Source organism: Enterobacter sp. BIDMC 29, assembly GCF_019378755.1.
In the GTDB taxonomy this organism is placed as follows: Bacteria; Pseudomonadota; Gammaproteobacteria; order Enterobacterales; family Enterobacteriaceae; genus Enterobacter; species Enterobacter ludwigii.
The window spans coordinates 2,709,406-2,735,070 of sequence record NZ_CP080000.1 but is presented as its reverse complement, the minus strand read 5'-3'; the positions used below and the strand labels follow the sequence as shown (position 1 = coordinate 2,735,070).

The window sequence follows — 25,665 nt, the reverse complement described above, 5'->3', positions numbered from 1 at the left end:
TGGAAGGCCCGATTTGCGGTCATAGTTGATAGGATGTGTTGAGGCTAAACCGCTTCAGCTGATCTCTGAACGCATAAAAAAACGGCAGCCCGAAGGCTGCCGTTTTGCTTTGAGGCAATATCAGGTGTTGCTGCTGTTCGCGGCGATGATTTTCGCCACTTTGTCAGCCTGTGCGGTCATCTGCATCTGACGGTAAGCATTTTCCATCAGCTTCAGGCCATCACGCGTTGCCTGTGTATCCGGGTAATCACGTAACATACCTTCTACACGATTAACCACGGCAACCCATGCGCCACGGCGGGTATAGTATTCCGCAACGGAGTATTCGTATTTCGCCAGACGATCTTTCAGGAACACCAGACGTTTGGTCGCGTCAGTGACGTACTGGCTGTTCGGGTAGCCGCGCACCAATTTGGAGAAGTCGTTGAAAGCATCACGCGCATGCTGCGGGTCACGGTCAGAACGATCCACACCGAAGAAACCTTGCAGGGCACTGTCGTCCAGCGCCATGTTGGTAAGACCGCGCATGTACATGACGTAATCGATGTTAGGATGAGTCGGGTTCAGACGCATGAAACGATCGATGGTTGCCTGAGCCAGCGGCAGATCGGCATTTTTATAGTAGGCATAGATGAGATCTAACTGTACCTGCTGCGAATACGGACCAAATGGATAGCGATTATCCAACGCTTCCAGTTGCGTTATCGCCTGTTTCCAGTTACCGTCCTGCAACTTTTGTTGTGCAGTCGCATAGATTTCATTCGGCGGATTGTCAGGGACCTGTTCATTTGAACCGGAGCAGCCCACCAAAGCCAGGCTCAACGTGGCCGCTGCCACCAGATATTTCATGCGCGTCATGACGTTTTGACTTTCCTCAAATGTTTGTCCGGGAGAAACTCTGTTCCTGCTCCCGATTAAGACCAGCTACAATAGCACACTATATTAAACGGCAAAGCCGTAAAACCCAACGTTAAACGAAGAAGCAGTTTATGGCACAACGAGTAGAACTCACCGCAACAGTCTCCGAAAATCAGCTCGGGCAACGCTTAGATCAGGCTTTGGCCGAATTGTTCCCTGATTATTCGCGTTCACGCATAAAAGAATGGATCCTTGACCAGCGCGTGCTGGTAAACGGCAAGATCTGGGACAAACCAAAAGAGAAAGTGTTAGGTGGGGAAGCCGTCGCCATCAATGCTGAAATCGAAGAGGATATCCGCTTCGAGCCGCAGGATATCCCGCTGAACATCGTCTATGAAGATGATGACATCCTGGTGATCAACAAGCCACGTGACCTGGTTGTTCATCCGGGCGCGGGGAATCCTGATGGCACGGTCCTTAACGCACTTCTCCATTATTACCCGCCTATCGTGGATGTTCCGCGCGCCGGCATCGTTCACCGTCTGGATAAAGACACCACGGGTCTGATGGTGGTGGCAAAGACCGTTCCAGCTCAGACACGTCTGGTGGAATCTCTGCAGCTGCGTGAAATCACCCGTGAATATGAAGCGGTGGCCATTGGTCATATGACCGCTGGCGGCACGGTGGAAGAACCTATCAGCCGTCACCCAACCAAACGTACCCATATGTCGGTGCACCCGATGGGTAAGCCTGCGGTAACGCACTACCGCATTATGGAACACTTCCGCATTCATACGCGTCTGCGTCTGCGTCTGGAAACCGGTCGTACTCACCAGATCCGTGTTCATATGGCGCACATTACCCATCCGCTGGTGGGCGATCAGGTCTACGGTGGTCGTCCGCGTCCGCCAAAAGGTGCATCGGATGAGTTCATTAGCGTACTGCGTAAGTTTGATCGCCAGGCGCTGCACGCAACGATGCTGCGTCTTTACCATCCTATCACCGGTATTCAGATGGAATGGCACGCGCCGATCCCACAGGATATGGTCGACCTTATTGACGCCATGCGTGTTGATTTTGAAGAACATAAAGATCAAGTGGACTGGTTATGACCAAACTGATTGTCCCGGAGTGGCCACTGCCTGAGGGCGTGGCTGCCTGCAGTTCAACCCGTATCGGCGGTGTGAGCCAGGGCGCGTGGGAATCTTTGAATCTCGGCGCACACTGTGGTGACAACCTGGAGCACGTTGAAGAAAACCGCAAACGCCTGTTTGCTGCCGGGAATTTACCGTCGAAACCGGTCTGGCTGGAACAGGTTCACGGTAAAACGGTACTGCCGTTAACGGGCGAACCCTATGCGTCTAAACGGGCCGATGCGTCTTACAGTGATACCCCGGGAACGGTATGTGCGGTAATGACTGCCGATTGCCTGCCGGTTCTGTTCTGTAACCGTGCCGGTACCGAGGTGGCAGCAGCGCATGCGGGCTGGCGTGGTCTGTGTGAAGGTGTGCTCGAAGAGACCGTCGCCTGCTTTAAAGATGACCCTGCGAATATCATGGCCTGGCTCGGCCCGGCCATTGGTCCTCGTGCGTTTGAAGTGGGACCCGAGGTCCGCGAAGCCTTTATGGAGAAAGATCTGCAAGCCGCGGATGCTTTCCTTCCTGCCGGTGAAAAATATCTGGCCGATATTTACCTGTTGGCCCGCCAGCGCCTGAATAATGTCGGCGTGACGCAGATCTTCGGCGGCGATCGCTGTACCTTCACCGAAAAGGGTGATTTTTTCTCTTATCGCCGCGACAAGACGACAGGTCGTATGGCAAGTTTTATTTGGCTGATATAACCTAAAGAATCAAGACGATCCGGAACGTGCCGTTTTCTTTTCACATAATTCAGGTCATTAACCTTGAATAATTGAGGGATGACCTCATTTAATCTCCAGTAGCAAATTTGACCTGTTATGGGAGGAGTTATGCGTCTGGATCGTCTTACTAATAAATTCCAGCTTGCTCTCGCCGATGCCCAGTCCCTTGCACTGGGGCACGACAACCAATTCATCGAACCTCTTCATTTAATGAGCGCCTTGCTGAATCAGGAAGGGGGATCGGTGCGTCCGTTATTAACGTCTGCCGGCATTAATGCTGGCCAGTTACGCACCGCCATCGATCAGGCTCTGAGCCGTTTACCCCAGGTAGAAGGTACCGGTGGCGACGTTCAGCCGTCTCAGGATCTGGTGCGTGTGCTGAATCTTTGCGACAAGCTGGCGCAAAAACGTGGGGACAACTTTATTTCGTCAGAACTTTTCGTTCTGGCGGCGCTTGAATCACGCGGTACCTTGACCGACCTGCTGAAATCTGCCGGCGCAACCACCGCCAATGTGACTCAGGCGATTGAGAAAATGCGCGGAGGTGAAAGCGTGAACGATCAGGGAGCCGAAGACCAACGTCAGGCTTTGAAAAAATTTACGGTCGACCTGACCGAGCGTGCCGAGCAGGGCAAGCTTGACCCGGTGATCGGCCGTGATGAAGAGATTCGCCGTACTATCCAGGTACTGCAGCGTCGTACCAAAAACAACCCGGTGCTGATTGGTGAGCCGGGGGTCGGTAAAACCGCCATCGTCGAAGGTCTGGCGCAGCGCATTGTGAACGGTGAAGTGCCGGAAGGGCTGAAAGGTCGTCGTGTACTGGCGCTCGACATGGGTGCGCTGGTGGCCGGGGCGAAATACCGCGGTGAGTTCGAAGAGCGTCTGAAAGGCGTGCTTAACGACCTGGCGAAACAGGAAGGCAACGTCATCCTGTTTATTGACGAACTGCACACCATGGTCGGCGCGGGTAAAGCGGACGGCGCGATGGATGCCGGTAACATGCTGAAACCAGCCCTGGCTCGTGGGGAGCTTCACTGCGTAGGGGCTACCACGCTGGATGAGTACCGTCAGTATATCGAAAAAGATGCTGCGCTGGAGCGTCGTTTCCAGAAAGTGTTTGTTGCTGAGCCAAGCGTTGAAGATACCATCGCGATTTTGCGTGGGCTGAAAGAACGTTATGAACTGCACCACCATGTGCAGATTACTGACCCGGCGATTGTTGCAGCGGCCACGCTTTCGCATCGTTATATCGCTGACCGTCAGTTGCCCGATAAAGCAATCGACCTTATTGATGAAGCGGCCTCGAGCATTCGTATGCAGATTGACTCGAAACCGGAAGAGCTGGACAGGCTCGACCGTCGCATCATCCAGCTCAAACTGGAACAACAGGCACTGAAGAAAGAGTCTGATGAAGCCAGTAAGAAACGGCTGGATATGCTCAACGAAGAACTGGACGATAAAGAACGTCAGTACTCTGAGCTGGAAGAAGAGTGGAAAGCGGAGAAAGCATCACTCTCGGGTACTCAGACAATTAAAGCTGAACTGGAACAGGCGAAAATTGCCATTGAGCAAGCGCGTCGTGTGGGTGATCTGGCGCGAATGTCTGAACTGCAGTACGGCAAAATTCCTGAGCTTGAAAAACAGCTTGAGATCGCCACGCAGTCGGAAGGCAAAACGATGCGTCTGTTACGAAACAAAGTAACGGATGAGGAGATCGCTGAAGTGCTGGCTCGCTGGACCGGTATTCCGGTTGCGCGCATGATGGAAAGCGAACGCGATAAACTGCTGCGCATGGAGCAGGATCTGCATCAGCGCGTGATTGGTCAGAACGAGGCGGTTGAAGCGGTCTCTAATGCCATTCGCCGTAGCCGTGCAGGGTTGTCTGACCCTAATCGTCCAATCGGTTCGTTCCTGTTCCTGGGGCCAACGGGGGTCGGTAAAACCGAACTCTGTAAGGCGCTGGCTAACTTCATGTTTGACAGCGATGACGCGATGGTCCGTATCGATATGTCCGAGTTTATGGAGAAACACTCCGTTTCGCGACTGGTCGGTGCGCCTCCAGGATATGTGGGTTATGAAGAAGGTGGCTACCTGACAGAAGCGGTGCGCCGTCGTCCTTATTCCGTCATCCTGCTGGATGAAGTGGAAAAAGCGCATCCGGATGTGTTCAACATTCTGCTGCAAGTTCTTGACGATGGACGGCTGACTGACGGACAGGGGAGAACGGTCGACTTCCGTAACACGGTAGTGATCATGACCTCGAACCTGGGTTCCGATTTGATTCAGGAACGTTTCGGTGAACTGGACTACGGCCATATGAAGGATCTGGTGATGGGCGTGGTAAGCCATAGCTTCCGTCCAGAGTTCATTAACCGTATTGATGAAGTGGTAGTGTTCCATCCTCTGGGTGAGAAACATATTGCGTCGATTGCGCAGATTCAGCTGCAGCGTCTGTATAAACGTCTTGAAGAGCGTGGATATGAAATTCACATCTCCGATGATGCGCTGAGGCTCTTGAGCGCAAATGGGTACGATCCGGTTTATGGGGCGCGTCCGCTGAAACGCGCAATCCAGCAACAGATCGAAAACCCACTGGCGCAGCAGATACTCTCCGGGGAGCTGATTCCGGGCAAAGTTATCCGTCTGGAAGCCAACGACGACAAAATTGTGGCAGTGCAGTAAGTCACAAAACGCAAAAACGGGCCGCTTGCGGCTCGTTTTTGTTTAAAAACCAGGCCAGAATTGAGGTCTGGGATGCAAATTGCCTGGAAAGTGAGCAGTCAGTAAATAATTTTCACTTTATCCTTGCAGCTTCAGAATTACCCCCTATAATGCGCCTCCACTGACACGGAACAACGGCACACACGCCGCCGGGTCAGCAGAGATAAGCGAAAATAAATGCTTGACTCTGAAGCGGGAAAGCGTAATATGCACACCCCGCGCCGCAGCGAAAACGAAGCGGCACTGCTCTTTAACAATTTATCAGACAATCTGTGTGGGCACTCAAAGTGACATGGATTCTTAACGTCCTCGGACGAAAAATGAATACCAAGTCTCTGAGTGAACATACGTAATTCATTACGAAGTTTAATTCACGAGCATCAAACTTAAATTGAAGAGTTTGATCATGGCTCAGATTGAACGCTGGCGGCAGGCCTAACACATGCAAGTCGAACGGTAGCACAGAGAGCTTGCTCTCGGGTGACGAGTGGCGGACGGGTGAGTAATGTCTGGGAAACTGCCTGATGGAGGGGGATAACTACTGGAAACGGTAGCTAATACCGCATAACGTCGCAAGACCAAAGAGGGGGACCTTCGGGCCTCTTGCCATCAGATGTGCCCAGATGGGATTAGCTAGTAGGTGGGGTAATGGCTCACCTAGGCGACGATCCCTAGCTGGTCTGAGAGGATGACCAGCCACACTGGAACTGAGACACGGTCCAGACTCCTACGGGAGGCAGCAGTGGGGAATATTGCACAATGGGCGCAAGCCTGATGCAGCCATGCCGCGTGTATGAAGAAGGCCTTCGGGTTGTAAAGTACTTTCAGCGGGGAGGAAGGTGTTGTGGTTAATAACCACAGCAATTGACGTTACCCGCAGAAGAAGCACCGGCTAACTCCGTGCCAGCAGCCGCGGTAATACGGAGGGTGCAAGCGTTAATCGGAATTACTGGGCGTAAAGCGCACGCAGGCGGTCTGTCAAGTCGGATGTGAAATCCCCGGGCTCAACCTGGGAACTGCATTCGAAACTGGCAGGCTAGAGTCTTGTAGAGGGGGGTAGAATTCCAGGTGTAGCGGTGAAATGCGTAGAGATCTGGAGGAATACCGGTGGCGAAGGCGGCCCCCTGGACAAAGACTGACGCTCAGGTGCGAAAGCGTGGGGAGCAAACAGGATTAGATACCCTGGTAGTCCACGCCGTAAACGATGTCGACTTGGAGGTTGTGCCCTTGAGGCGTGGCTTCCGGAGCTAACGCGTTAAGTCGACCGCCTGGGGAGTACGGCCGCAAGGTTAAAACTCAAATGAATTGACGGGGGCCCGCACAAGCGGTGGAGCATGTGGTTTAATTCGATGCAACGCGAAGAACCTTACCTACTCTTGACATCCAGAGAACTTAGCAGAGATGCTTTGGTGCCTTCGGGAACTCTGAGACAGGTGCTGCATGGCTGTCGTCAGCTCGTGTTGTGAAATGTTGGGTTAAGTCCCGCAACGAGCGCAACCCTTATCCTTTGTTGCCAGCGGTCCGGCCGGGAACTCAAAGGAGACTGCCAGTGATAAACTGGAGGAAGGTGGGGATGACGTCAAGTCATCATGGCCCTTACGAGTAGGGCTACACACGTGCTACAATGGCGCATACAAAGAGAAGCGAACTCGCGAGAGCAAGCGGACCTCATAAAGTGCGTCGTAGTCCGGATTGGAGTCTGCAACTCGACTCCATGAAGTCGGAATCGCTAGTAATCGTAGATCAGAATGCTACGGTGAATACGTTCCCGGGCCTTGTACACACCGCCCGTCACACCATGGGAGTGGGTTGCAAAAGAAGTAGGTAGCTTAACCTTCGGGAGGGCGCTTACCACTTTGTGATTCATGACTGGGGTGAAGTCGTAACAAGGTAACCGTAGGGGAACCTGCGGTTGGATCACCTCCTTACCTTAAAGAACCTGCCTTTGTAGTGCTCACACAGATTGTCTGATGAAAAGTAAATAGCAAGGCGTCTTGCGATTGAGACTTCAGTGTCCCCTTCGTCTAGAGGCCCAGGACACCGCCCTTTCACGGCGGTAACAGGGGTTCGAATCCCCTAGGGGACGCCACTTGCTGGTTCGTGAGTGAAAGTCACCTGCCGACATATCTCAAAACTCATCTTCGGGTGACGTTTGAGATATTTGCTCTTTAAAAATCTGGATCAAGCTGAAAATTGAAACGACACACATGTTATGTGTGTTCGAGTCTCTCAAATTTTCGCAAGCCGGTGATGAATCGAAAGAAACATCTTCGGGTTGTGAGGTTAAGCGACTAAGCGTACACGGTGGATGCCCTGGCAGTCAGAGGCGATGAAGGACGTGCTAATCTGCGAAAAGCGCCGGCGAGGTGATATGAACCTTTGACCCGGCGATGTCCGAATGGGGAAACCCAGTGTGATCCGTCACACTATCGTTAACTGAATACATAGGTTAACGAGGCGAACCGGGGGAACTGAAACATCTAAGTACCCCGAGGAAAAGAAATCAACCGAGATTCCCCCAGTAGCGGCGAGCGAACGGGGAGCAGCCCAGAGTCTGAATCAGCTTGTGTGTTAGTGGAAGCGTCTGGAAAGTCGCACGGTACAGGGTGACAGTCCCGTACACGAAAGCACACAGGCTGTGAACTCGAAGAGTAGGGCGGGACACGTGGTATCCTGTCTGAATATGGGGGGACCATCCTCCAAGGCTAAATACTCCTGACTGACCGATAGTGAACCAGTACCGTGAGGGAAAGGCGAAAAGAACCCCGGCGAGGGGAGTGAAAAAGAACCTGAAACCGTGTACGTACAAGCAGTGGGAGCCTCTTTTATGGGGTGACTGCGTACCTTTTGTATAATGGGTCAGCGACTTATATTCTGTAGCAAGGTTAACCGTATAGGGGAGCCGAAGGGAAACCGAGTCTTAACTGGGCGTTAAGTTGCAGGGTATAGACCCGAAACCCGGTGATCTAGCCATGGGCAGGTTGAAGGTTGGGTAACACTAACTGGAGGACCGAACCGACTAATGTTGAAAAATTAGCGGATGACTTGTGGCTGGGGGTGAAAGGCCAATCAAACCGGGAGATAGCTGGTTCTCCCCGAAAGCTATTTAGGTAGCGCCTCGTGAATTCATCTTCGGGGGTAGAGCACTGTTTCGGCTAGGGGGCCATCCCGGCTTACCAACCCGATGCAAACTACGAATACCGAAGAATGTTATCACGGGAGACACACGGCGGGTGCTAACGTCCGTCGTGAAGAGGGAAACAACCCAGACCGCCAGCTAAGGTCCCAAAGTCATGGTTAAGTGGGAAACGATGTGGGAAGGCACAGACAGCCAGGATGTTGGCTTAGAAGCAGCCATCATTTAAAGAAAGCGTAATAGCTCACTGGTCGAGTCGGCCTGCGCGGAAGATGTAACGGGGCTAAACCATGCACCGAAGCTGCGGCAGCGACGCTTATGCGTTGTTGGGTAGGGGAGCGTTCTGTAAGCCGTTGAAGGTGTCCTGTGAGGGGTGCTGGAGGTATCAGAAGTGCGAATGCTGACATAAGTAACGATAAAGCGGGTGAAAAGCCCGCTCGCCGGAAGACCAAGGGTTCCTGTCCAACGTTAATCGGGGCAGGGTGAGTCGACCCCTAAGGCGAGGCCGAAAGGCGTAGTCGATGGGAAACAGGTTAATATTCCTGTACTTGGTGTTACTGCGAAGGGGGGACGGAGAAGGCTATGTTAGCCGGGCGACGGTTGTCCCGGTTTAAGCATGTAGGCGGAACGATTAGGTAAATCCGGTCGTTTATTAACGCTGAGGTGTGATGACGAGGCACTACGGTGCTGAAGTAACAAATGCCCTGCTTCCAGGAAAAGCCTCTAAGCATCAGGTAACATCAAATCGTACCCCAAACCGACACAGGTGGTCAGGTAGAGAATACCAAGGCGCTTGAGAGAACTCGGGTGAAGGAACTAGGCAAAATGGTGCCGTAACTTCGGGAGAAGGCACGCTGATATGTAGGTGAAGCCCCTGCGGGTGGAGCTGAAATCAGTCGAAGATACCAGCTGGCTGCAACTGTTTATTAAAAACACAGCACTGTGCAAACACGAAAGTGGACGTATACGGTGTGACGCCTGCCCGGTGCCGGAAGGTTAATTGATGGGGTTAGCGGTAACGCGAAGCTCTTGATCGAAGCCCCGGTAAACGGCGGCCGTAACTATAACGGTCCTAAGGTAGCGAAATTCCTTGTCGGGTAAGTTCCGACCTGCACGAATGGCGTAATGATGGCCAGGCTGTCTCCACCCGAGACTCAGTGAAATTGAACTCGCTGTGAAGATGCAGTGTACCCGCGGCAAGACGGAAAGACCCCGTGAACCTTTACTATAGCTTGACACTGAACACTGGTCCTTGATGTGTAGGATAGGTGGGAGGCTTTGAAGCGTGGACGCCAGTCTGCGTGGAGCCAACCTTGAAATACCACCCTTTAATGGCTGGTGTTCTAACGTAGACCCGTGATCCGGGTTGCGAACAGTGTCTGGTGGGTAGTTTGACTGGGGCGGTCTCCTCCCAAAGAGTAACGGAGGAGCACGAAGGTTAGCTAATCCTGGTCGGACATCAGGAGGTTAGTGCAATGGCATAAGCTAGCTTGACTGCGAGAGTGACGGCTCGAGCAGGTGCGAAAGCAGGTCATAGTGATCCGGTGGTTCTGAATGGAAGGGCCATCGCTCAACGGATAAAAGGTACTCCGGGGATAACAGGCTGATACCGCCCAAGAGTTCATATCGACGGCGGTGTTTGGCACCTCGATGTCGGCTCATCACATCCTGGGGCTGAAGTAGGTCCCAAGGGTATGGCTGTTCGCCATTTAAAGTGGTACGCGAGCTGGGTTTAGAACGTCGTGAGACAGTTCGGTCCCTATCTGCCGTGGGCGCTGGAGAATTGAGGGGGGCTGCTCCTAGTACGAGAGGACCGGAGTGGACGCATCACTGGTGTTCGGGTTGTCATGCCAATGGCACTGCCCGGTAGCTAAATGCGGAAGAGATAAGTGCTGAAAGCATCTAAGCACGAAACTTGCCCCGAGATGAGTTCTCCCTGAGACTTTAAGTCTCCTGAAGGAACGTTGAAGACTACGACGTTGATAGGTCGGGTGTGTAAGCGCAGCGATGCGTTGAGCTAACCGATACTAATGAACCGTGAGGCTTAACCTTACAACGCCGAAGATGTTTTGGCGATGAGAGACGATTTTCAGCTGATACAGATTACAGAATTTGCCTGGCGGCTTTAGCGCGGTGGTCCCACCTGACCCCATGCCGAACTCAGAAGTGAAACGCCGTAGCGCCGATGGTAGTGTGGGGTCTCCCCATGCGAGAGTAGGGAACTGCCAGGCATCAATTAAAAGAACCCCGTACCGTATGGTGCGGGGTTTTTTGCTTTGGTTCTTTCCCGCCGCCGGAGACGGCATCAGACTGTACACCGCCACACCAGCCAACGACCCTTAGTCTTTATCCTATAACTTACCTTGCTAACAGAAAATGTGATCTTACTCTCAATGTTATTTATAACAAAATAATAACATTTGCTTTACAAGATCGTGAGTTCTCAGGACTCAGCATGCCGTTTTTATGGCAGGAGCATAATCACAATGACAGAAAGCATAGCATCGAACGGGACGCTGGCTGCCAGTGATTCCCGTAGAAGGGTATGGGCAATCGTCAGTGCCTCTTCAGGGAACCTGGTGGAATGGTTCGACTTTTACGTCTACTCATTCTGTTCACTTTACTTCGCACATATCTTCTTCCCGTCCGGAAACACCACCACACAGCTTCTGCAAACGGCTGGCGTATTTGCTGCGGGCTTCTTAATGCGCCCCATTGGTGGATGGTTGTTTGGACGGATCGCAGACCGTCGAGGACGTAAGGCATCCATGCTGATTTCGGTCTGCATGATGTGCTTTGGCTCGCTGGTGATCGCCTGTCTTCCCGGTTATGACGCTATCGGGACATGGGCGCCGGCTCTTTTGCTACTGGCTCGTTTGTTCCAGGGGCTTTCTGTTGGAGGAGAATACGGTACCAGCGCCACTTACATGAGTGAAATTGCCCTTGAGGGCCGGAAAGGATTTTACGCCTCTTTCCAGTACGTCACGCTTATTGGTGGCCAGCTTCTGGCCATTCTGGTGGTGGTTATTCTGCAGCAGGTCCTTACCGACAGCCAGCTTCATGAGTGGGGATGGCGAATTCCTTTCGCGATGGGTGCTGTACTGGCGGTCGTCGCACTCTGGTTGCGTCGTCAGTTGGATGAAACTTCGCAAAAAGAGGTCCGGGCGCTGAAGGAGGCGGGGTCGTTTAAAGGGCTGTGGCGTAACCGCAAAGCTTTCCTGATGGTTCTCGGGTTCACCGCGGGCGGTTCTCTCAGCTTTTACACCTTCACCACCTACATGCAAAAATATCTGGTGAACACCACGGGCATGCACGCCAACGTCGCCAGCGCTATCATGACCGCCGCGTTGTTCGTCTTTATGCTGATTCAGCCACTTATTGGCGCGCTCTCCGATAAAATAGGGCGTCGCACGTCAATGCTGATTTTTGGCGGCATGTCCGCGTTATGTACTGTTCCTATTTTAACTGCGCTTCAGCACGTTTCCTCACCGTATGCCGCCTTTGGTCTGGTCATGCTGGCGATGGTCATTGTCAGTTTTTACACATCGATCAGTGGGATCCTGAAGGCTGAGATGTTCCCGGCACAGGTACGCGCTTTGGGGGTAGGGCTTTCTTATGCGGTCGCCAATGCGCTGTTCGGTGGCTCTGCGGAGTACGTCGCGCTGTCGCTTAAATCATGGGGAACGGAAACAACCTTCTTCTGGTACGTGACGGTGATGGGGGCACTGGCCTTTATTGTCTCCCTGATGTTGCATCGAAAGGGTAAAGGTATTCGTCTCTAATAGCGAGCCATCTGCCACACGGCATAGCCGGTCGTGGCACCGGCTACGTCCCAGGCAAAGTCTTTCCAGCTCCAGCCGCTCCCCGCGGGGCGGCTATCCCACAATTCTTTTGAAGCCCCAAGGCTTACAGAGAACATCAGGCCGATTGCCGCACTACGATCCCGACTGTACCCCTGATGTTGTGCATACTCATTACCGGCAGCGGACAACATCGCGGAGGCGAGAAAGTGTTGCGCTTTATCCTGCCCGGACCAGCTATCGTTAGCCATATGGCTACAGCCACTGAGAAAGAGAGCACTCAGCAAGAGAAGAATACGCATTAGCGGACTCCAAAAAAAAGCCCTGTCGCTGACAGGGCCTGGACATCACAGAATACGGCTGATAAGTCTGTCAATACGGATTCGACGCAGGCGACGAATAAGCTTGCGGACTTTCACCGGGTAATCGGCAATGCTCTGCAGTTCACGGTAATGCTGAACCACAGTGGTATGCGTGCGAATAAGCTCGAGCTCACGTTCACGACTGGTCGCTAACTCATGTTTCGGGTCATGGATCAGGATGGCATTTTCGAGATCCAGACGCCAGGCGCGAGGGTTGAGGTTATTGCCCGTAAGCAGCATCCATTCATCGTCGACCCACATCCCTTTCAGATGATAACTGTTGTCTTCATCTTTCCACAGACGCACGACCAGCTGGTCAGTGTTAACGTAATACTGTAAACGGCTCAGGAAACGGCGCAGGTTAATCTCATAGAGATAAGGGAGGGCACCGATAATCTTGAACGGTTGATCTTCAGGAATAAAGAAGTCGTTAGCCGTTTTGTCACCGACGATAATTTCAACTTTTTTTCCATCACGCAGCAGCTGAATGATATTACGCACCAGCACGGCGGGAAGGTTGAAGTAAGGGGTGCAGATGATGAGTTTCTGCTCCGCACACGGCATCAGGTGGAAAATCGTTTTGTTCAGCAGGCTTGATTTGCCTAACCCCACCAGCGGTGTAACGGATAGCTCTTCGTTATTGGCATCGCCCTGGAAATGGTAGACCGCATCACGCAGTTCCTGGCGGAACGCGCGGATATCATTTTTAATTTCCGGGCTTTTAGGACGGTGTGGATCGTCAAGACGATTTACGCCGCGACCCTGCACTAAGTTCTTATCAACCCAGTTAAACATGATATCCGCCATCTGCGGATTACGAACCAGATGGTAACGGTCATATCGATATTTATCGAGCTGATGGAGGTAAACATCATTCAGGCTCGCGCCGCTGTACAGCACGCTGTCATCAATGATGAACCCTTTGAAATGGAGGACGCCGAGCGCTTCTCGGGTATTTACAGGTACGCCGTAAACGGGCACATCGACGCCAGGATTTTCCTGCGCCGTGCGGCAATACCAGTCAGCATTGGTGTTTGAAGCAGCAGCGCCTATACGGCCACGCTGAGCGCGGTGCCAGTCGACCAGCACGCGAACATCCAGTTCCGGACGTTGACGCTTGGCTTCATAGAGCGCATTTAAGATCGCTCGCCCACCTTCATCTTGTTCAAGATACAGGGCCACAATGCAAATGCGACGCGTAGCGCCGGCAATCTTTTCCAGAAGCGTCTCCCGAAAATGGGCGGGAGCGTAAAAGAACTCTACATCATCAACTGACTGAGAAATCTTCGGTAGTTGAGCAAGGTGTTGTTGATGTTTATTACGCTTAAATTTTGACAACATCACAGTGCGTTTCTTCTCTGTTCATTGAAGGGTTGTCTGTACCATGCAAACAACATAAGCGGACAATGATACCACCAGTCCCGTCCAAAGTGGGTAACATTTCCAGTAGCTTACTCGGCTTTATCCGCTGATATCAGGCTCAGGGATAAGGCCACAATACCTTCGTCCAGCTGAATATCAACGTCAAATCCAAGTTTTCGCGCCAGGGTCACCATACCGCGATTGTTAGGCATAGTAATGCCATTGAGGCGTAACAATCCGTGATCTCGCGTATAACTGATGAGTTTTTCCAGCAGCCGTCGCCCCAGACCCAACCCTTTCAGATCGGAGCGCACCAGCACAGCAAACTCCGCATCAACATTATCCGGGTCGGAAATAGCACGCGTAACGCCGAGGATCTCATCGCCCTTATCGGAACGACGAACGGCGACAAATGCCATTTCTCGATCGTAGTCGATCTGGGTCATATTGGCTAAATCATCGTGGGTAAATTCGTTGATTTCGCTAAAATAGCGATAGTAAAGATCCTCTTTCGTTACCTGAGAGATGAACGTGCGCAGCTGCGGTTCATCTTCCGGCAGGATAGGGCGGAACAACGCGCGCTCCCCGTTTTTCATCTCCACCCACTCCTCCAGCTGCAGAGGATACGGGCGGATCGCTAGGCGGCTCTCTCTGTCACCCTCGAAAGGCGCGATATCCAGCGTGACGTCCAGAGCCGTAAACTCACTGCCGGAGGCGAGCAGCGGGTGGATGTCCAGCCGCTGGATCTCCGCGCAATCAACAATCAGGTTAGACACCTGCACCAGGAACTGACTCAACCCGGCAATATCAAGAGGGCGCAGCGCGCTTCGGCCCCGGATTTTTTTGCTTTTGATGGCCTGAATGATCAGATAACGCGCCAGGTTCATGTTCAGTGGTGGCAAAGCCACGACCGCCTGCTCCTCAGGACGCCACTCGACGCCGCCTTCCCCCAGCATGATAAGCGGGCCAAAGACAGGATCGTATTCAACCACCACGCGCAGCTCCTGAGCGCCCGCGCGATTAGCCATGCTTTGCACCAGCAACCCGTGGATCCGCGCCTGAGGCCAGGCCATTTTGACCCGGTCGAATATGGCATCAGCGGCTTGCTGTACCTCGGTCGCAGTCCGCAGGTATAACATCACCCCCTGGACATCAGACTTATGCGGGATGTCCGGAGAGCGAAGCTTGAGGGCAACGGGATAGCCAATCTGTTCGGCAATATGCACGGCTTCGGCGCTGTCGCCGGCAATCCAGGTGGGCAGGGTTTGCATCCCGTAACTGCCCAGAATCGGCTGCACTTCGTGCGTATCAAGCGAGGTTGCTCCCTCTTCGATAGCCTGCTGTAAAAGCCGATGAACATCGGCGGTGTTCGCCGTCAGGTTACCCGGTAAAGCCGGGGTTTCACGGAGCTGCTTCTGGTTGCGGCGATACTCCACCATATGCATAAACGCCGTAATCGTGCCTTCCGGAGTGCGGTAGGTGGGCAGACCGGCTTCACTGAACAGGCGTCGTGCCTCCTGGGAAGAGAACTCACCGCACCAGTTGGTCAGCAGAGTGACATATTTACCACGAGGATGGTTCCGGATGGCGTCAATCAGTGCGCGCGCGCTTTCACTCCCGGGAGCGACCGCGCTGGGGGAGTGAATAATCATCAGCGCGTCGAAATCCTGGCTATCCAGTAAAAGGGAGATCGCCCTGATGTAGTGATCGCTACTGGCGTCATCGCGCAAATCGAGGGGATTGCCTGGGCTAACGCTTGCCGGCAGCGCCTCTTTCAGGCGTTGAAGCGTCTCCTCACCCAGGGTGGCCAGCTTGCCATTGCGCAGCCACAGTTCATCCAGTGCAAGTGCGGCAGGAGCCGCGCCATTACTGACAATCATTAACTTCTCACCGCGTAATGGACGCATATGGCTTAACGTCTCGACGGCGGAAAAAAGCTCGTGTGTATCCTGAACCCGTAGCAAACCCGCGCGTTGAATCGCGGCATCCCAGGCGGGATCCATGCCGGAATGCGACTGCAGCAGACGCTGGGCGGCGGGGCTACGCCCGCTTTTGATCACCAGAATCGGCTTGTTACGGGACGCGCTACGGGAAGCCGACACAAAACGACGGGCGTCGCTCAGGTGCTCAAGATAAAGAAGAATGGCGCTGGTTTTGCTGTCGCGAGCCAGAAAATCGAGCAGTTCATCAACGTCGATGTCCAGGCTGTCACCCAGAGCAATGAAGTAGGAAAACCCCATCTCACGCTGTTGCGCCCAGTCGAGGATCGTGTTCGATACCGCAGCCGATTGCGAAATAAATGCGAGTTTGCCTTTGCGGATAGGGACCGGGGAGAAGCTGGCATTCAGCCCTTGCCACGGGGCGAGCAGGCCCAGACTGTTTGGCCCAAGAATGCGCATCTGGTAGCGACTGGCGCATGCCAGAAGCTCCGGCTGCTGTTCGGGCTGAGACGAGAGAATAATGCAGGTTTTACATCCTTTCCTGCCGAGCGACTCCAGCAGGGCTGGATTACGTTTCGCATTTGTACACAGGATGGCAAGGTCCGGTATGAAAGGCAGGCTCTGCACGTCCGGCCATGCCAGCACCCCCTGAACAGCCTTATAGGCAGGCGTAACGGGCATGACGGGGCCATTAAATCCGCCGGCCAGCAGGTTACGCATCATCAGATAGCCTGCGCGATCTGGTTTCATTGATGCGCCGATAACGGCAATGGATTTAGGACGAAGTAGCGCTTCTAACCCTCGCTGGCTCATGCAGGCCTCCTGTGAATGCAAGCGACCTGATGATTTTAAACGTTTTCTGTCTCAGTTGCTGTGACGCTGCCCTTATGAACGGTTTTTCCTGCCAGGTAACGTTCACGAAAGCGGGAGAAATGGCTCCCCAGCGCACCTGCCGCGACGGTATCTCCCGCTAAATCCAGAAGGGCAATCGCCACTTCAGCGGTACAGTATTGCCCGTCAGCATGCGCTTCTCGCAGGCGGTAGGCCGAGACGCGGGAAAGGTCGACCGAAATCACCGGCAATGAATCGAGATAAGGACTTTTACGGAACATTTTTCGCGCTTCGGTCCAGGTTCCGTCCAGCATAATAAACAGCGGCGGTTTACCAGATGGAGGTGCCGAAAGCACCTGGCGATCTTCGCCAGCATACGATGCCGGAAATACGACCATTGGCTGATAGTCCGGGTTTGCCACTAAGTCGAGCAGGGCCTGCGGAGGTTCCGTGCGTGACCACTGAAATGCCGCGGTATCCGGCAGAATGTCGGCAATAAGGCGTCCGGTATTGCTGGGTTTCATTGGTTCGGTATCGAACATGACCAGGCAAAAACGACTCTTCGCCGTGCTCGGCGCAAGGGTCTCGCACAGACAAACTTTTAGCGGCAGCAGACAACGCTGACAGCGGCGAATACGATTGCCGCGGGCAAGAAAAGGGCGAGTCGCGCGGGCCAGGCGTGCGGCGCGCAGTTGAAGAACAGCGTTATCAGTCATGGGCGAAGTGCAGGAAAAACCCTATTTTCGCAGAGGAAGGAACGGGGCACAAGATGCGCCCCGTTAATGTTACAGCGATTCGTTTAACCAGCTATCAAACGGTGCTTTAGGAACGGCACCGTTAAGCATGTCGATCACTTCACCATTTTTGAAAATCATGATGGTTGGGATGCTGCGAATGCGAAAGCGTGCGCTCAGCTCACGTTCTGCTTCGGTATTGACCTTAACAAAACGCATTTTGCCGCTGCGTTCTTCGGCAACATCTTCGAAGACTGGCGCGAAGCTACGGCACGGACCACACCACGGTGCCCAAAAATCGACAACCACCGGAAGATCGTCCTTGAGGAGTTTGTCCAGCGTAGCACCCGTAGCGTTGATAACATCGCCATCAAACAGTTCATGGCCACAACGCCCGCATTTCGCACCATCTTCAATCCGATCGTCCGGAATGCGATTAAGAGCCTGACAGTTGGCACATACGGTATTCATAACTAACCTCTGATAGAGCCGTGGGACAGCGGCAGAATGCCGATAATGTTTCTAATATGTTACATATTATCATTCAGCCTGTTTGAAACGACAATGCGTTTTATTCAATGAGAACAATAGTCACAGGCTTTTGTACGAATTTATGGCTATGAGCTTGCACATCGGGTAATCTGCGCGCTTCGCGCAGCGCTGGTGGAGAAAAGCATGAACGACGAAATGAAAAACAAAAGCGGCAAGGTCAAAGTGATGTATGTCCGCAGTGATGATGACTCTGATAAACGCACCCAAAATCCGCGTACCGGAAAAGGTGGCGGGCGTCCGGCGTCTTCTCGTGCAGACGGTGGCCGTCGCCCCGCCCGCGATGACAGAAATAACCGCGGTGATGACCGCAAGCGTGAYGAYCGCAAGCGTGACGATCGCAAACGCGATGATTTCTCGCGCGAGGGTTCATCCCCCTGGCGTACTGTTTCTCGCGCCCCTGGTGATGAGGCGCCTGAAAAAGCCGATCACGGCGGCATCAGCGGGAAAAGCTTTATTGACCCGGAAGTGCTGCGCCGTCAGCGTGCAGAAGAGACCCGAGTCTATGGCGAGAACGCCTGCCAGGCGCTGTTCCAGAGCCGTCCTGAGTGCATCGTTCGCGCATGGTTTATCCAGAGCGTAACCCCGCGCTTTAAAGAAGCGCTGCGCTGGATGGCGGCAAACCGTAAAGCCTACCATGTGGTGGATGATGCTGAGCTGACGAAAGCATCAGGCACTGAACACCACGGTGGCGTGTGCTTCCTGATCAAAAAACGTAACGGGACTACCGTACAGCAGTGGGTTAGCCAGGCGGAAGCCGATGACTGCGTGCTGGCACTTGAAGATGTGGGCAACCCGCATAATCTGGGTGCAATGATGCGTAGCTGCGCGCACTTTGGCGTGAAAGGCGTGCTGTTACAGGATGCCGCGCTGCTGGAATCGGGTGCCGCGATCCGTACCGCAGAGGGCGGGGCAGAGCATGTTCAGCCGATCACCGGCGACAGCGTTCTGGATGCCATTGAGCAGTTCCGTAATGCGGGATATGCCATCGTCACAACCTCCAGCCATGCCGCTACGCCGCTGTTTAAAGCGACACTGCCGCGTAAAATGGTGCTGGTGCTGGGTCAGGAGCGTGATGGCCTGTCGGATGCTGCGCTTTCCAGCGCGGATCTGAGCGTCTCTATCGACGGTACAGGCAATGTTGAAAGTCTGAACGTTTCCGTTGCGACTGGCGTACTGCTGGCGGAATGGTGGCGTCAGAATAAAGCATAAGACTGTGCGTCGGATGTGCCCGCTAAAACGGGCACATCCGATGCGTTACTCACTCTCAGCCGGTAACACTGGCATCCAGTCAATTGGCGTTTCGCCACGTTTTTCCAGCCACTCGTTCGCCAGAACAAAATGATTACAACCAAAGAAACCACGATGCGCTGACAGCGGTGACGGATGCGGTGCCTTCAGGACATGATGACGCTGCCTGTCGATAATCGCCCCTTTCTTCTGCGCGTGGGAACCCCACAGTAAAAACACCACCCCTTCACGATGCGCGTTGATAAGGCTAATGACTTTATCGGTAAAGGTTTCCCAGCCCAGGCTGGCGTGAGAATGTGCCTGACCGGCACGTACGGTGAGTACCGTATTCAGTAACAGCACGCCCTGGCGCGCCCAGCTTTCCAGATAACCATGAGTGGGCCGGGTAAACCCGGGCACGGTCTTTTCGAGTTCTTTGTACATGTTCAGAAGCGAAGGGGGGATAGCAACCCCAGGACGTACAGAGAAAGCAAGCCCGTGAGCCTGTCCCGGTCCGTGGTAAGGATCCTGGCCGAGGATAACAACTTTCACATCGCTGAGTTCGGTATAGCGAAACGCGTTGAAAACATCCTTTTGTGGCGGATAAATCGTCTGGCCAGACTGCCGCTCTGCCGCAACGGTGCTGAGGGTGTTAATAAAATAGGGCTGCTGTTTCTCTTCTGCCAGCACATCGTGCCAGGTCAACGGTGTCGTCATCTCGCTCTCCTGCGAATCACATTCTGCGCCTAGCTTAACCGCTAAAACCTGGGGTGCAAAATCCCAGGCATAAAATCACCGTAAGTCATTCAATTTATTTTGAATAGATGCGAAAGGAGTTGAGCTGGCAAAGCAATGAAATTGATCTGGAACAATAAAATCAAACCACACTCTTTGTGTGGTTGGTGTTTTTGTTGATTTAAATCAATAAATGACCGGGGTGCGAGTGATATATATACACACAAGAAACAATGGTTTTACCAATTGGCCGCGCGAGGCCGACACCAGTTAATGTAGCCTAAGGGAGGCAACACATGATTACAGGTATCCAGATTACTAAAGCTGCAAATGACGACCTGCTCAACTCTTTCTGGCTGCTGGACAGCGAGAAAAATGAAGCGCGCTGTGTAGTAGCGAAAGCGGGTTTTGCTGAAGATGAAATCGTTCCGGTGAACAAACTGGGCGAAATCGAATACCGTGAAATCCCAATGGAAGTAAAACCGGAAGTGCGTGTTGAAGGTGGTCAGCACCTGAACGTGAACGTGCTGCGTCGTGAAACGCTGGAAGATGCGGTTAAGCACCCGGAAAAATACCCACAGCTGACCATTCGTGTATCAGGTTATGCAGTACGTTTTAACTCTCTGACCCCGGAACAGCAGCGCGACGTTATTGCGCGTACCTTTACTGAAAGCCTGTAAGGTTTCAGTCTCGGGGGTGGAATAAAAAAGCCGGGGTTTTCCCCGGCTTTTTTTTACTCTTCAGTTTTCGTCTCTGGTGCGGCAGAGCTTGGTTTACGGCGCTTACCAATATTCTTGGTATCGCGGTGGCGCTGCTTCACGCGCGGCTTCTCTTTTTCTTTCTCTTTTTTCTCAGCACGTTTTGCGAGCGCTTTTTTAGACGGTTTGCCCGTCATTTTTTCACTCGGTGCACGTGTGGTCGGGCGAAGCTCATCAATAACGCGTGCTTTCAGTGGCTCATCGACGTAGCGGCCAATTTTCTGCAGCAGCAGGTAGTCATGCGCTTCGACCAGAGAGATCGCGATACCTTTGCGTCCGGCACGGCCGGTACGGCCAATGCGGTGCAGATAGGTGTCGCCGCTGCGTGGCATATCGAAGTTAATGACGTGACTGACGTCCGGAATGTCGATCCCGCGTGCAGCAACGTCTGTTGCGACCAGCACGTTCACGCGACCATCAGTCAGACGTTTAATCCCTTCGGTACGCTTAACCTGCGCCATCTCGCCTTCGAGATAGCAGTTATTGATCCCGGCATTACGCAGCATTTCAGCCAGTTCATGCACACGCTCGCGCTTACGCACAAAGACGATGGTACGGGTGGCATCGTCCTGCTTCAGCAGGTGCTTAAGTAACTCAACCTTATGTTCAAGGTTATCTGCACGGTAATACCACTGGTGGATCTTCTTGCGTTCGCGCGTGGACGGTGTCGCGGAAACTTCCACCGGATCTTCCAGCAGGCGCTCTGCGAAGTCTTTGATCGCGTCACCTTCAAGGGTGGCAGAGAACAGCATCGTCTGGTTACGCCAGCGTGTCTCACCCGCGATATGTTCGATATCCTGCGCGAAGCCCATGTCCAGCATGCGGTCAGCTTCATCCAGAATCAGTGTTTCTACCGCGCGGCAGTCGAAGTTCTCTTCTTTAATGTACTGCAGCAGGCGACCGGTCGTCGCAACGACGATGTCCTGATTTTCGCTGAACACTTCGGCGTGGTTCATATACGCAACGCCGCCAGTGATCGTGGCGATATCCAGATGGGTATTGGCCGCCAGCTCGCGGGCGTGATCGGCAACCTGCATCGCCAGCTCGCGCGTCGGCGTCAGGATCAAAATACGCGGCGGGCCTGATTTTTTACGTGGAAAATCGAGCAGATGCTGCAACACAGGCAGCAAGTAAGCTGCTGTCTTCCCCGTGCCGGTTGGCGCAGAACCGAGCACATCGCGGCCCTCAAGCGCAGGCGGAATGGCCGCTGCCTGAATGGCGGTCGGGCGTGTAAAGCCTTTGCTCTCAAGTGCATTGAGCAGGCTTTCATCGAGTTCAAGTTCGGAAAAAGTCGTTACAGTCATGTTCTACCTCTGTGTGGGGCGCTGATTATAGACGTTACGGCTGTAATCTTCATCTGTTTGTATGGATATCGCTTTGCGGCCACTTCGCTTTCCCCTATGCTACTCCAGTTTCACTTAGAAGGTTGCCCTGACATGTCTCAACTCAAAGCGCAGTTGCGCCGCGATGGTTTTACGTTTAAACAATTTTTTGTCGCTCACGATCGCTGTGCCATGAAAGTCGGTACAGACGGTATTTTACTGGGTGCCTGGGCACCTGTCGCAGGTGTAAAGCGTATTCTGGATATTGGGACGGGCAGCGGGCTGTTGGCGCTGATGCTGGCGCAACGTACCGAAGCGCATGTCACCATAGATGCGGTGGAGCTGGATGCGCAGGCGGCAGAGCAGGCGAGTGAAAATGCGGCTGAATCTCCGTGGGCCGCCCGGATTAACGTTGAATGTGCAGATGTGCTCGACTGGACGCCGGAGCAAACCGCGCGTTACGACCTGATTGTCAGCAATCCTCCCTACTACGCGCCCGGAGTTGAGTGCGGAACGCCTGAGCGTGAACAGGCCCGTTATACCGGCTCCCTCGACCATAAGGCGCTGCTGATCAGTGCCGCAGAACTTATTTCAGAAGAGGGTTTTTTCTGCGTGGTTCTGCCAGAAAGCACCGGCAATGCGTTTATTGGCATAGCGCAAGAGATTGGCTGGAAATTACGTTTACGCACCGATATTGCAGATACCGAAGGGCGATTGCCGCACCGTGTGCTGCTGGCGCTCTCACCCAAAGAAGGTGAATGCTTTAACGACCGAATGGTGATCCGTGGGCCAGACCAGCGTTATTCCGAAGATTACACCGCTCTGACCCAGGCGTTTTATCTGTTTATGTGAACCTGCGGGGAGAGGATCGACGGGCCGGACTCGGCCAGCTGCTCGGGGTAGTCGAGGGTATAGTGCAAACCGCGGCTCTCTTTGCGCATCATCGCGCAGCGAACAATCAATTCGGCAACCTGAACCAGATTGCGCAGCTCCAGCAGATTATTGGATACGCGGAAATTGGCATAATATTCATCGATTTCCTGCTGCAGCATCGTGATACGGCGTAATGCGCGTTCAAGACGTTTCGTGGTCCGCACAATCCCGACGTAGTCCCACATAAACAGCCGCAGTTCGTGCCAGTTATGCTGAATAACGACCAGCTCATCCGGGTTCTCCACGCGGCTTTCATCCCAGGCAGGCAGATTTTCTGTCTGACGGGCGTAAGGCATGCGCTTCGTGATATCTTCCGCGGCAGACCAGCCGTAAACCAGACACTCCAGCAGTGAGTTCGACGCCAACCGGTTCGCGCCATGAAGCCCGGTATAACTTACTTCACCGATAGCATACAGGCCATCCACGTCGGTGCGACCGTGATCGTCAACCATTACGCCCCCGCAGGTATAGTGGGCGGCAGGCACGATGGGCACCGAATCGCGGGTTAAATCAATCCCCAGACCCAGCAGCTTTTCGTAGATCATCGGGAAATGCTGGCGGATAAACTCTGCCGGCTTATGGCTGATGTCCAGATACATGCAGTCCACGCCAAGACGCTTCATTTCATGGTCGATGGCGCGGGCAACGATATCGCGCGGTGCCAGCTCGCCCCTGGGGTCAAAGTCCGGCATAAAGCGGGAGCCGTCAGGACGTTTCAGGTATGCGCCTTCACCGCGCAGGGCTTCCGTCAGCAGGAAATTACGCGCCTGAGGATGGAACAGGGCGGTCGGGTGAAACTGGTTGAATTCAAGGTTTGCCACGCGACAACCGGCGCGCCAGGCCATGGCGATGCCGTCTCCGGAGGCAATATCGGGGTTGGTGGTATACTGATACACTTTGGATGCACCGCCAGTCGCCAGCACCACGGCCTTCGCCTGACAGGTCTCAACCTTCTCTTTATTGCGATTCCAGACCCAGGCACCCACGACACGACGTGTACCCGGAAGGCCAATCTTGTCGGAAATAATCAGGTCAACGGCATTGCTGCGCTCAAGGACCCGAATGTTAGGATGGCTGAGGGCTTTGCTGACCAGCGTGGTTTCGACTTCTTTACCGGTAGCGTCTGCGGCATGCAGGATACGGCGGTGGCTATGCCCGCCTTCGCGGGTCAGGTGGTAGCTCTCTTCACCGTTTGGCTGCACCTGTGTATCAAATAATACGCCCTGATCGATCAACCACTGCACGCAATGACGGGCATTACTGGCCACAAACTCTGCGGCATGTGCATCCACGATCCCGGCCCCGGCAATCAGCGTATCGTCGACATGCGACGCAATGCTGTCTGTCTCATCAAACACGGCGGCAATACCGCCCTGGGCATAAAACGTAGAACCTTCACTTATCGGCCCTTTGCTCAGAACGATAACGCTCTGATGTTCGGCCAGACGCAGTGCCAGGGAGAGACCGGCAGCGCCGCTACCGATGATCAGTACATCACAATGCAGTTCAGGTGTTGTGTTCATGATTTTTGTTTAATTTACTAAACAGTGTTTGGTCAGAATAGCATCCGAATGCGAGATATCGCACGTTTTTTTTGATGTGAGTTGTAACCGCTAAACTCGAGGCGGAGGATTAAAACCACGTAAAAGAAAGAAAATATTTTGCGAAGCAGATCGTTAGCGTCAGATTTTGTGGTGAAATAAAGACTGGGTTGCGTTACTCTTCTGGCGGGAAAAGAGATGTTTCTTGTCATAAAGTGGTGCGTATCGTGAACAGACTTATAATGAGAGAAAATGAACAGTCTGCGGCGCGATGAACAAAAACAAAGGCGTTACGGAACTTATTGAAGATCAGACACTCTAATTCGGTGCTTGCTCAAAGTGCGGTTTTTTAAGAGTGGCGTTTCGATAACGCGTGGAATTTAGGTTTGGGGAGACATTACCTCGGATGAGCGAGCAGTTAACGGACCAGGTCCTGGTTGAACGGGTCCAGAAGGGAGATCAGAAAGCCTTTAACTTACTGGTGGTGCGCTACCAGCATAAGGTGGCGAGCCTGGTTTCCCGCTATGTACCGTCAGGCGATGTGCCTGATGTAGTACAAGAGTCTTTTATTAAGGCCTATCGCGCGCTGGATTCATTCCGGGGAGATAGTGCTTTTTATACCTGGCTGTACCGTATTGCGGTCAATACGGCAAAGAATTATCTGGTCGCTCAGGGCCGCCGTCCGCCTTCAAGTGATGTGGACGCAATCGACGCCGAAAACTTCGAAAGTGGCGGTGCGCTGAAAGAAATTTCGAACCCTGAGAACTTAATGTTGTCAGAAGAACTGAGACAAATCGTTTTTCGCACGATCGAGTCGCTCCCGGAAGATTTACGCATGGCAATTACGTTACGGGAGTTGGATGGTCTGAGCTATGAAGAGATAGCCGCCATCATGGATTGTCCGGTCGGCACGGTACGTTCACGTATTTTCCGTGCGCGAGAAGCAATTGATAATAAAGTTCAACCGCTTATCAGGCGTTGACGATAGCGGG

At 53.4% G+C, this 25,665-nt stretch carries 17 protein-coding genes, 1 tRNA gene and 3 rRNA genes; 12 read left to right on the top strand and 9 right to left on the bottom strand.

The genetic code is table 11. From position 1 onward, the window contains the following. Positions 1–120: 120 nt before the first annotated feature. Positions 121–858, bottom strand: coding sequence for an outer membrane protein assembly factor BamD (bamD, locus tag JTA15_RS12150; RefSeq protein WP_013098339.1), 738 nt, complete (start codon positions 856–858; stop codon positions 121–123). Positions 859–989: 131 nt separating this feature from the next. Here bamD and rluD point away from each other — a divergent pair, with 131 nt between their 5' ends. The 8 genes from rluD to JTA15_RS12110 all read left to right on the top strand — a co-directional run bounded on the left by rluD (position 990) and on the right by JTA15_RS12110 (position 12,358). Beyond that, a complete protein-coding gene (gene rluD / locus JTA15_RS12145; RefSeq protein ID WP_014171235.1) occupies positions 990–1,970 on the top strand; it encodes a 23S rRNA pseudouridine(1911/1915/1917) synthase RluD in 981 nt (326 codons plus the stop codon). Further along, positions 1,967–2,698, top strand: a complete 732-nt coding sequence (gene yfiH, locus JTA15_RS12140) for a purine nucleoside phosphorylase YfiH (RefSeq protein ID WP_020883923.1) — start codon at positions 1,967–1,969, stop codon at positions 2,696–2,698. The genes rluD and yfiH overlap by 4 nt, the downstream gene beginning before the upstream one ends. A 129-nt stretch (positions 2,699–2,827) precedes the next feature. Continuing rightward, complete coding sequence (gene clpB, locus JTA15_RS12135) at positions 2,828–5,401, top strand: ATP-dependent chaperone ClpB (RefSeq protein WP_020883924.1); 2,574 nt, start codon at positions 2,828–2,830, stop codon at positions 5,399–5,401. Positions 5,402–5,828: 427 nt separating this feature from the next. Continuing rightward, a 16S ribosomal RNA gene (locus JTA15_RS12130) occupies positions 5,829–7,368 on the top strand. 85 nt (positions 7,369–7,453) lie between these two features. Next, positions 7,454–7,529 (top strand) — tRNA-Glu (locus tag JTA15_RS12125). 192 nt (positions 7,530–7,721) lie between these two features. Next, positions 7,722–10,628 (top strand): 23S ribosomal RNA (locus JTA15_RS12120). Between the two features lie 63 nt (positions 10,629–10,691). Beyond that, positions 10,692–10,807, top strand: a 5S ribosomal RNA gene (gene rrf / locus JTA15_RS12115). The 16S, 23S and 5S rRNA genes sit together here with 1 tRNA gene alongside, the layout of an rRNA operon. Before the next feature lie 255 nt (positions 10,808–11,062). After that, complete coding sequence (locus JTA15_RS12110; RefSeq protein ID WP_106503410.1) at positions 11,063–12,358, top strand: MFS transporter; 1,296 nt, start codon at positions 11,063–11,065, stop codon at positions 12,356–12,358. On the opposite strand, the gene JTA15_RS12105 is transcribed toward JTA15_RS12110, so the two are convergent. The 5 genes from JTA15_RS12105 to trxC form a co-directional block, all read right to left on the bottom strand. Further along, positions 12,355–12,678, bottom strand: a complete 324-nt coding sequence (locus JTA15_RS12105; protein ID WP_014171230.1) for a YfiM family lipoprotein — start codon at positions 12,676–12,678, stop codon at positions 12,355–12,357. The two genes, JTA15_RS12110 and JTA15_RS12105, sit on opposite strands and share 4 nt — an antisense overlap. A 45-nt stretch (positions 12,679–12,723) precedes the next feature. After that, the gene (pssA, locus tag JTA15_RS12100; RefSeq protein ID WP_020882993.1) at positions 12,724–14,079 is read right to left on the bottom strand and encodes a CDP-diacylglycerol--serine O-phosphatidyltransferase; all 1,356 of its coding nucleotides are present in this window, start codon (positions 14,077–14,079) and stop codon (positions 12,724–12,726) included. Between the two features lie 110 nt (positions 14,080–14,189). Continuing rightward, positions 14,190–16,853 carry a protein lysine acetyltransferase gene (gene pat / locus JTA15_RS12090; RefSeq protein ID WP_219372339.1) on the bottom strand — a complete coding sequence of 888 codons (2,664 nt, stop codon included), beginning with the start codon at positions 16,851–16,853 and terminating at the stop codon, positions 14,190–14,192. Between the two features lie 35 nt (positions 16,854–16,888). Then, a complete protein-coding gene (tapT, locus tag JTA15_RS12085; RefSeq protein WP_032680476.1) occupies positions 16,889–17,587 on the bottom strand; it encodes a tRNA-uridine aminocarboxypropyltransferase in 699 nt (232 codons plus the stop codon). Between the two features lie 69 nt (positions 17,588–17,656). Further along, entirely contained in the window at positions 17,657–18,076 is a 420-nt protein-coding gene (trxC, locus tag JTA15_RS12080; protein WP_014171226.1) for a thioredoxin TrxC, read from the bottom strand. A gap of 204 nt (positions 18,077–18,280) precedes the next feature. Between trxC and JTA15_RS12075 the strand changes: the two genes are divergently transcribed. Beyond that, positions 18,281–19,366, top strand: coding sequence for a tRNA/rRNA methyltransferase (locus JTA15_RS12075; RefSeq protein ID WP_025203443.1), 1,086 nt, complete (start codon positions 18,281–18,283; stop codon positions 19,364–19,366). 45 nt (positions 19,367–19,411) lie between these two features. On the opposite strand, the gene ung is transcribed toward JTA15_RS12075, so the two are convergent. Continuing rightward, a complete protein-coding gene (ung, locus tag JTA15_RS12070) occupies positions 19,412–20,101 on the bottom strand; it encodes a uracil-DNA glycosylase (RefSeq protein ID WP_219372338.1) in 690 nt (229 codons plus the stop codon). Between the two features lie 314 nt (positions 20,102–20,415). On the opposite strand from ung, the gene grcA reads away from it, so the two are divergent. Next, the gene (gene grcA / locus JTA15_RS12065; RefSeq protein WP_013098327.1) at positions 20,416–20,799 is read left to right on the top strand and encodes an autonomous glycyl radical cofactor GrcA; all 384 of its coding nucleotides are present in this window, start codon (positions 20,416–20,418) and stop codon (positions 20,797–20,799) included. A gap of 53 nt (positions 20,800–20,852) precedes the next feature. On the opposite strand, the gene srmB is transcribed toward grcA, so the two are convergent. Further along, positions 20,853–22,181: an ATP-dependent RNA helicase SrmB gene (gene srmB / locus JTA15_RS12060; RefSeq protein WP_020882998.1), complete on the bottom strand. Its 1,329-nt coding sequence runs from the start codon at positions 22,179–22,181 to the stop codon at positions 20,853–20,855. Between the two features lie 132 nt (positions 22,182–22,313). On the opposite strand from srmB, the gene JTA15_RS12055 reads away from it, so the two are divergent. Next, complete coding sequence (locus tag JTA15_RS12055) at positions 22,314–23,051, top strand: tRNA1(Val) (adenine(37)-N6)-methyltransferase (RefSeq protein WP_032680478.1); 738 nt, start codon at positions 22,314–22,316, stop codon at positions 23,049–23,051. On the opposite strand, the gene nadB is transcribed toward JTA15_RS12055, so the two are convergent. Beyond that, positions 23,036–24,655, bottom strand: coding sequence for an L-aspartate oxidase (gene nadB / locus JTA15_RS12050; RefSeq protein ID WP_219372337.1), 1,620 nt, complete (start codon positions 24,653–24,655; stop codon positions 23,036–23,038). The two genes, JTA15_RS12055 and nadB, sit on opposite strands and share 16 nt — an antisense overlap. A 424-nt stretch (positions 24,656–25,079) precedes the next feature. On the opposite strand from nadB, the gene rpoE reads away from it, so the two are divergent. Then, entirely contained in the window at positions 25,080–25,655 is a 576-nt protein-coding gene (rpoE, locus tag JTA15_RS12040; RefSeq protein WP_006176728.1) for an RNA polymerase sigma factor RpoE, read from the top strand. Positions 25,656–25,665: the final 10 nt, after the last annotated feature.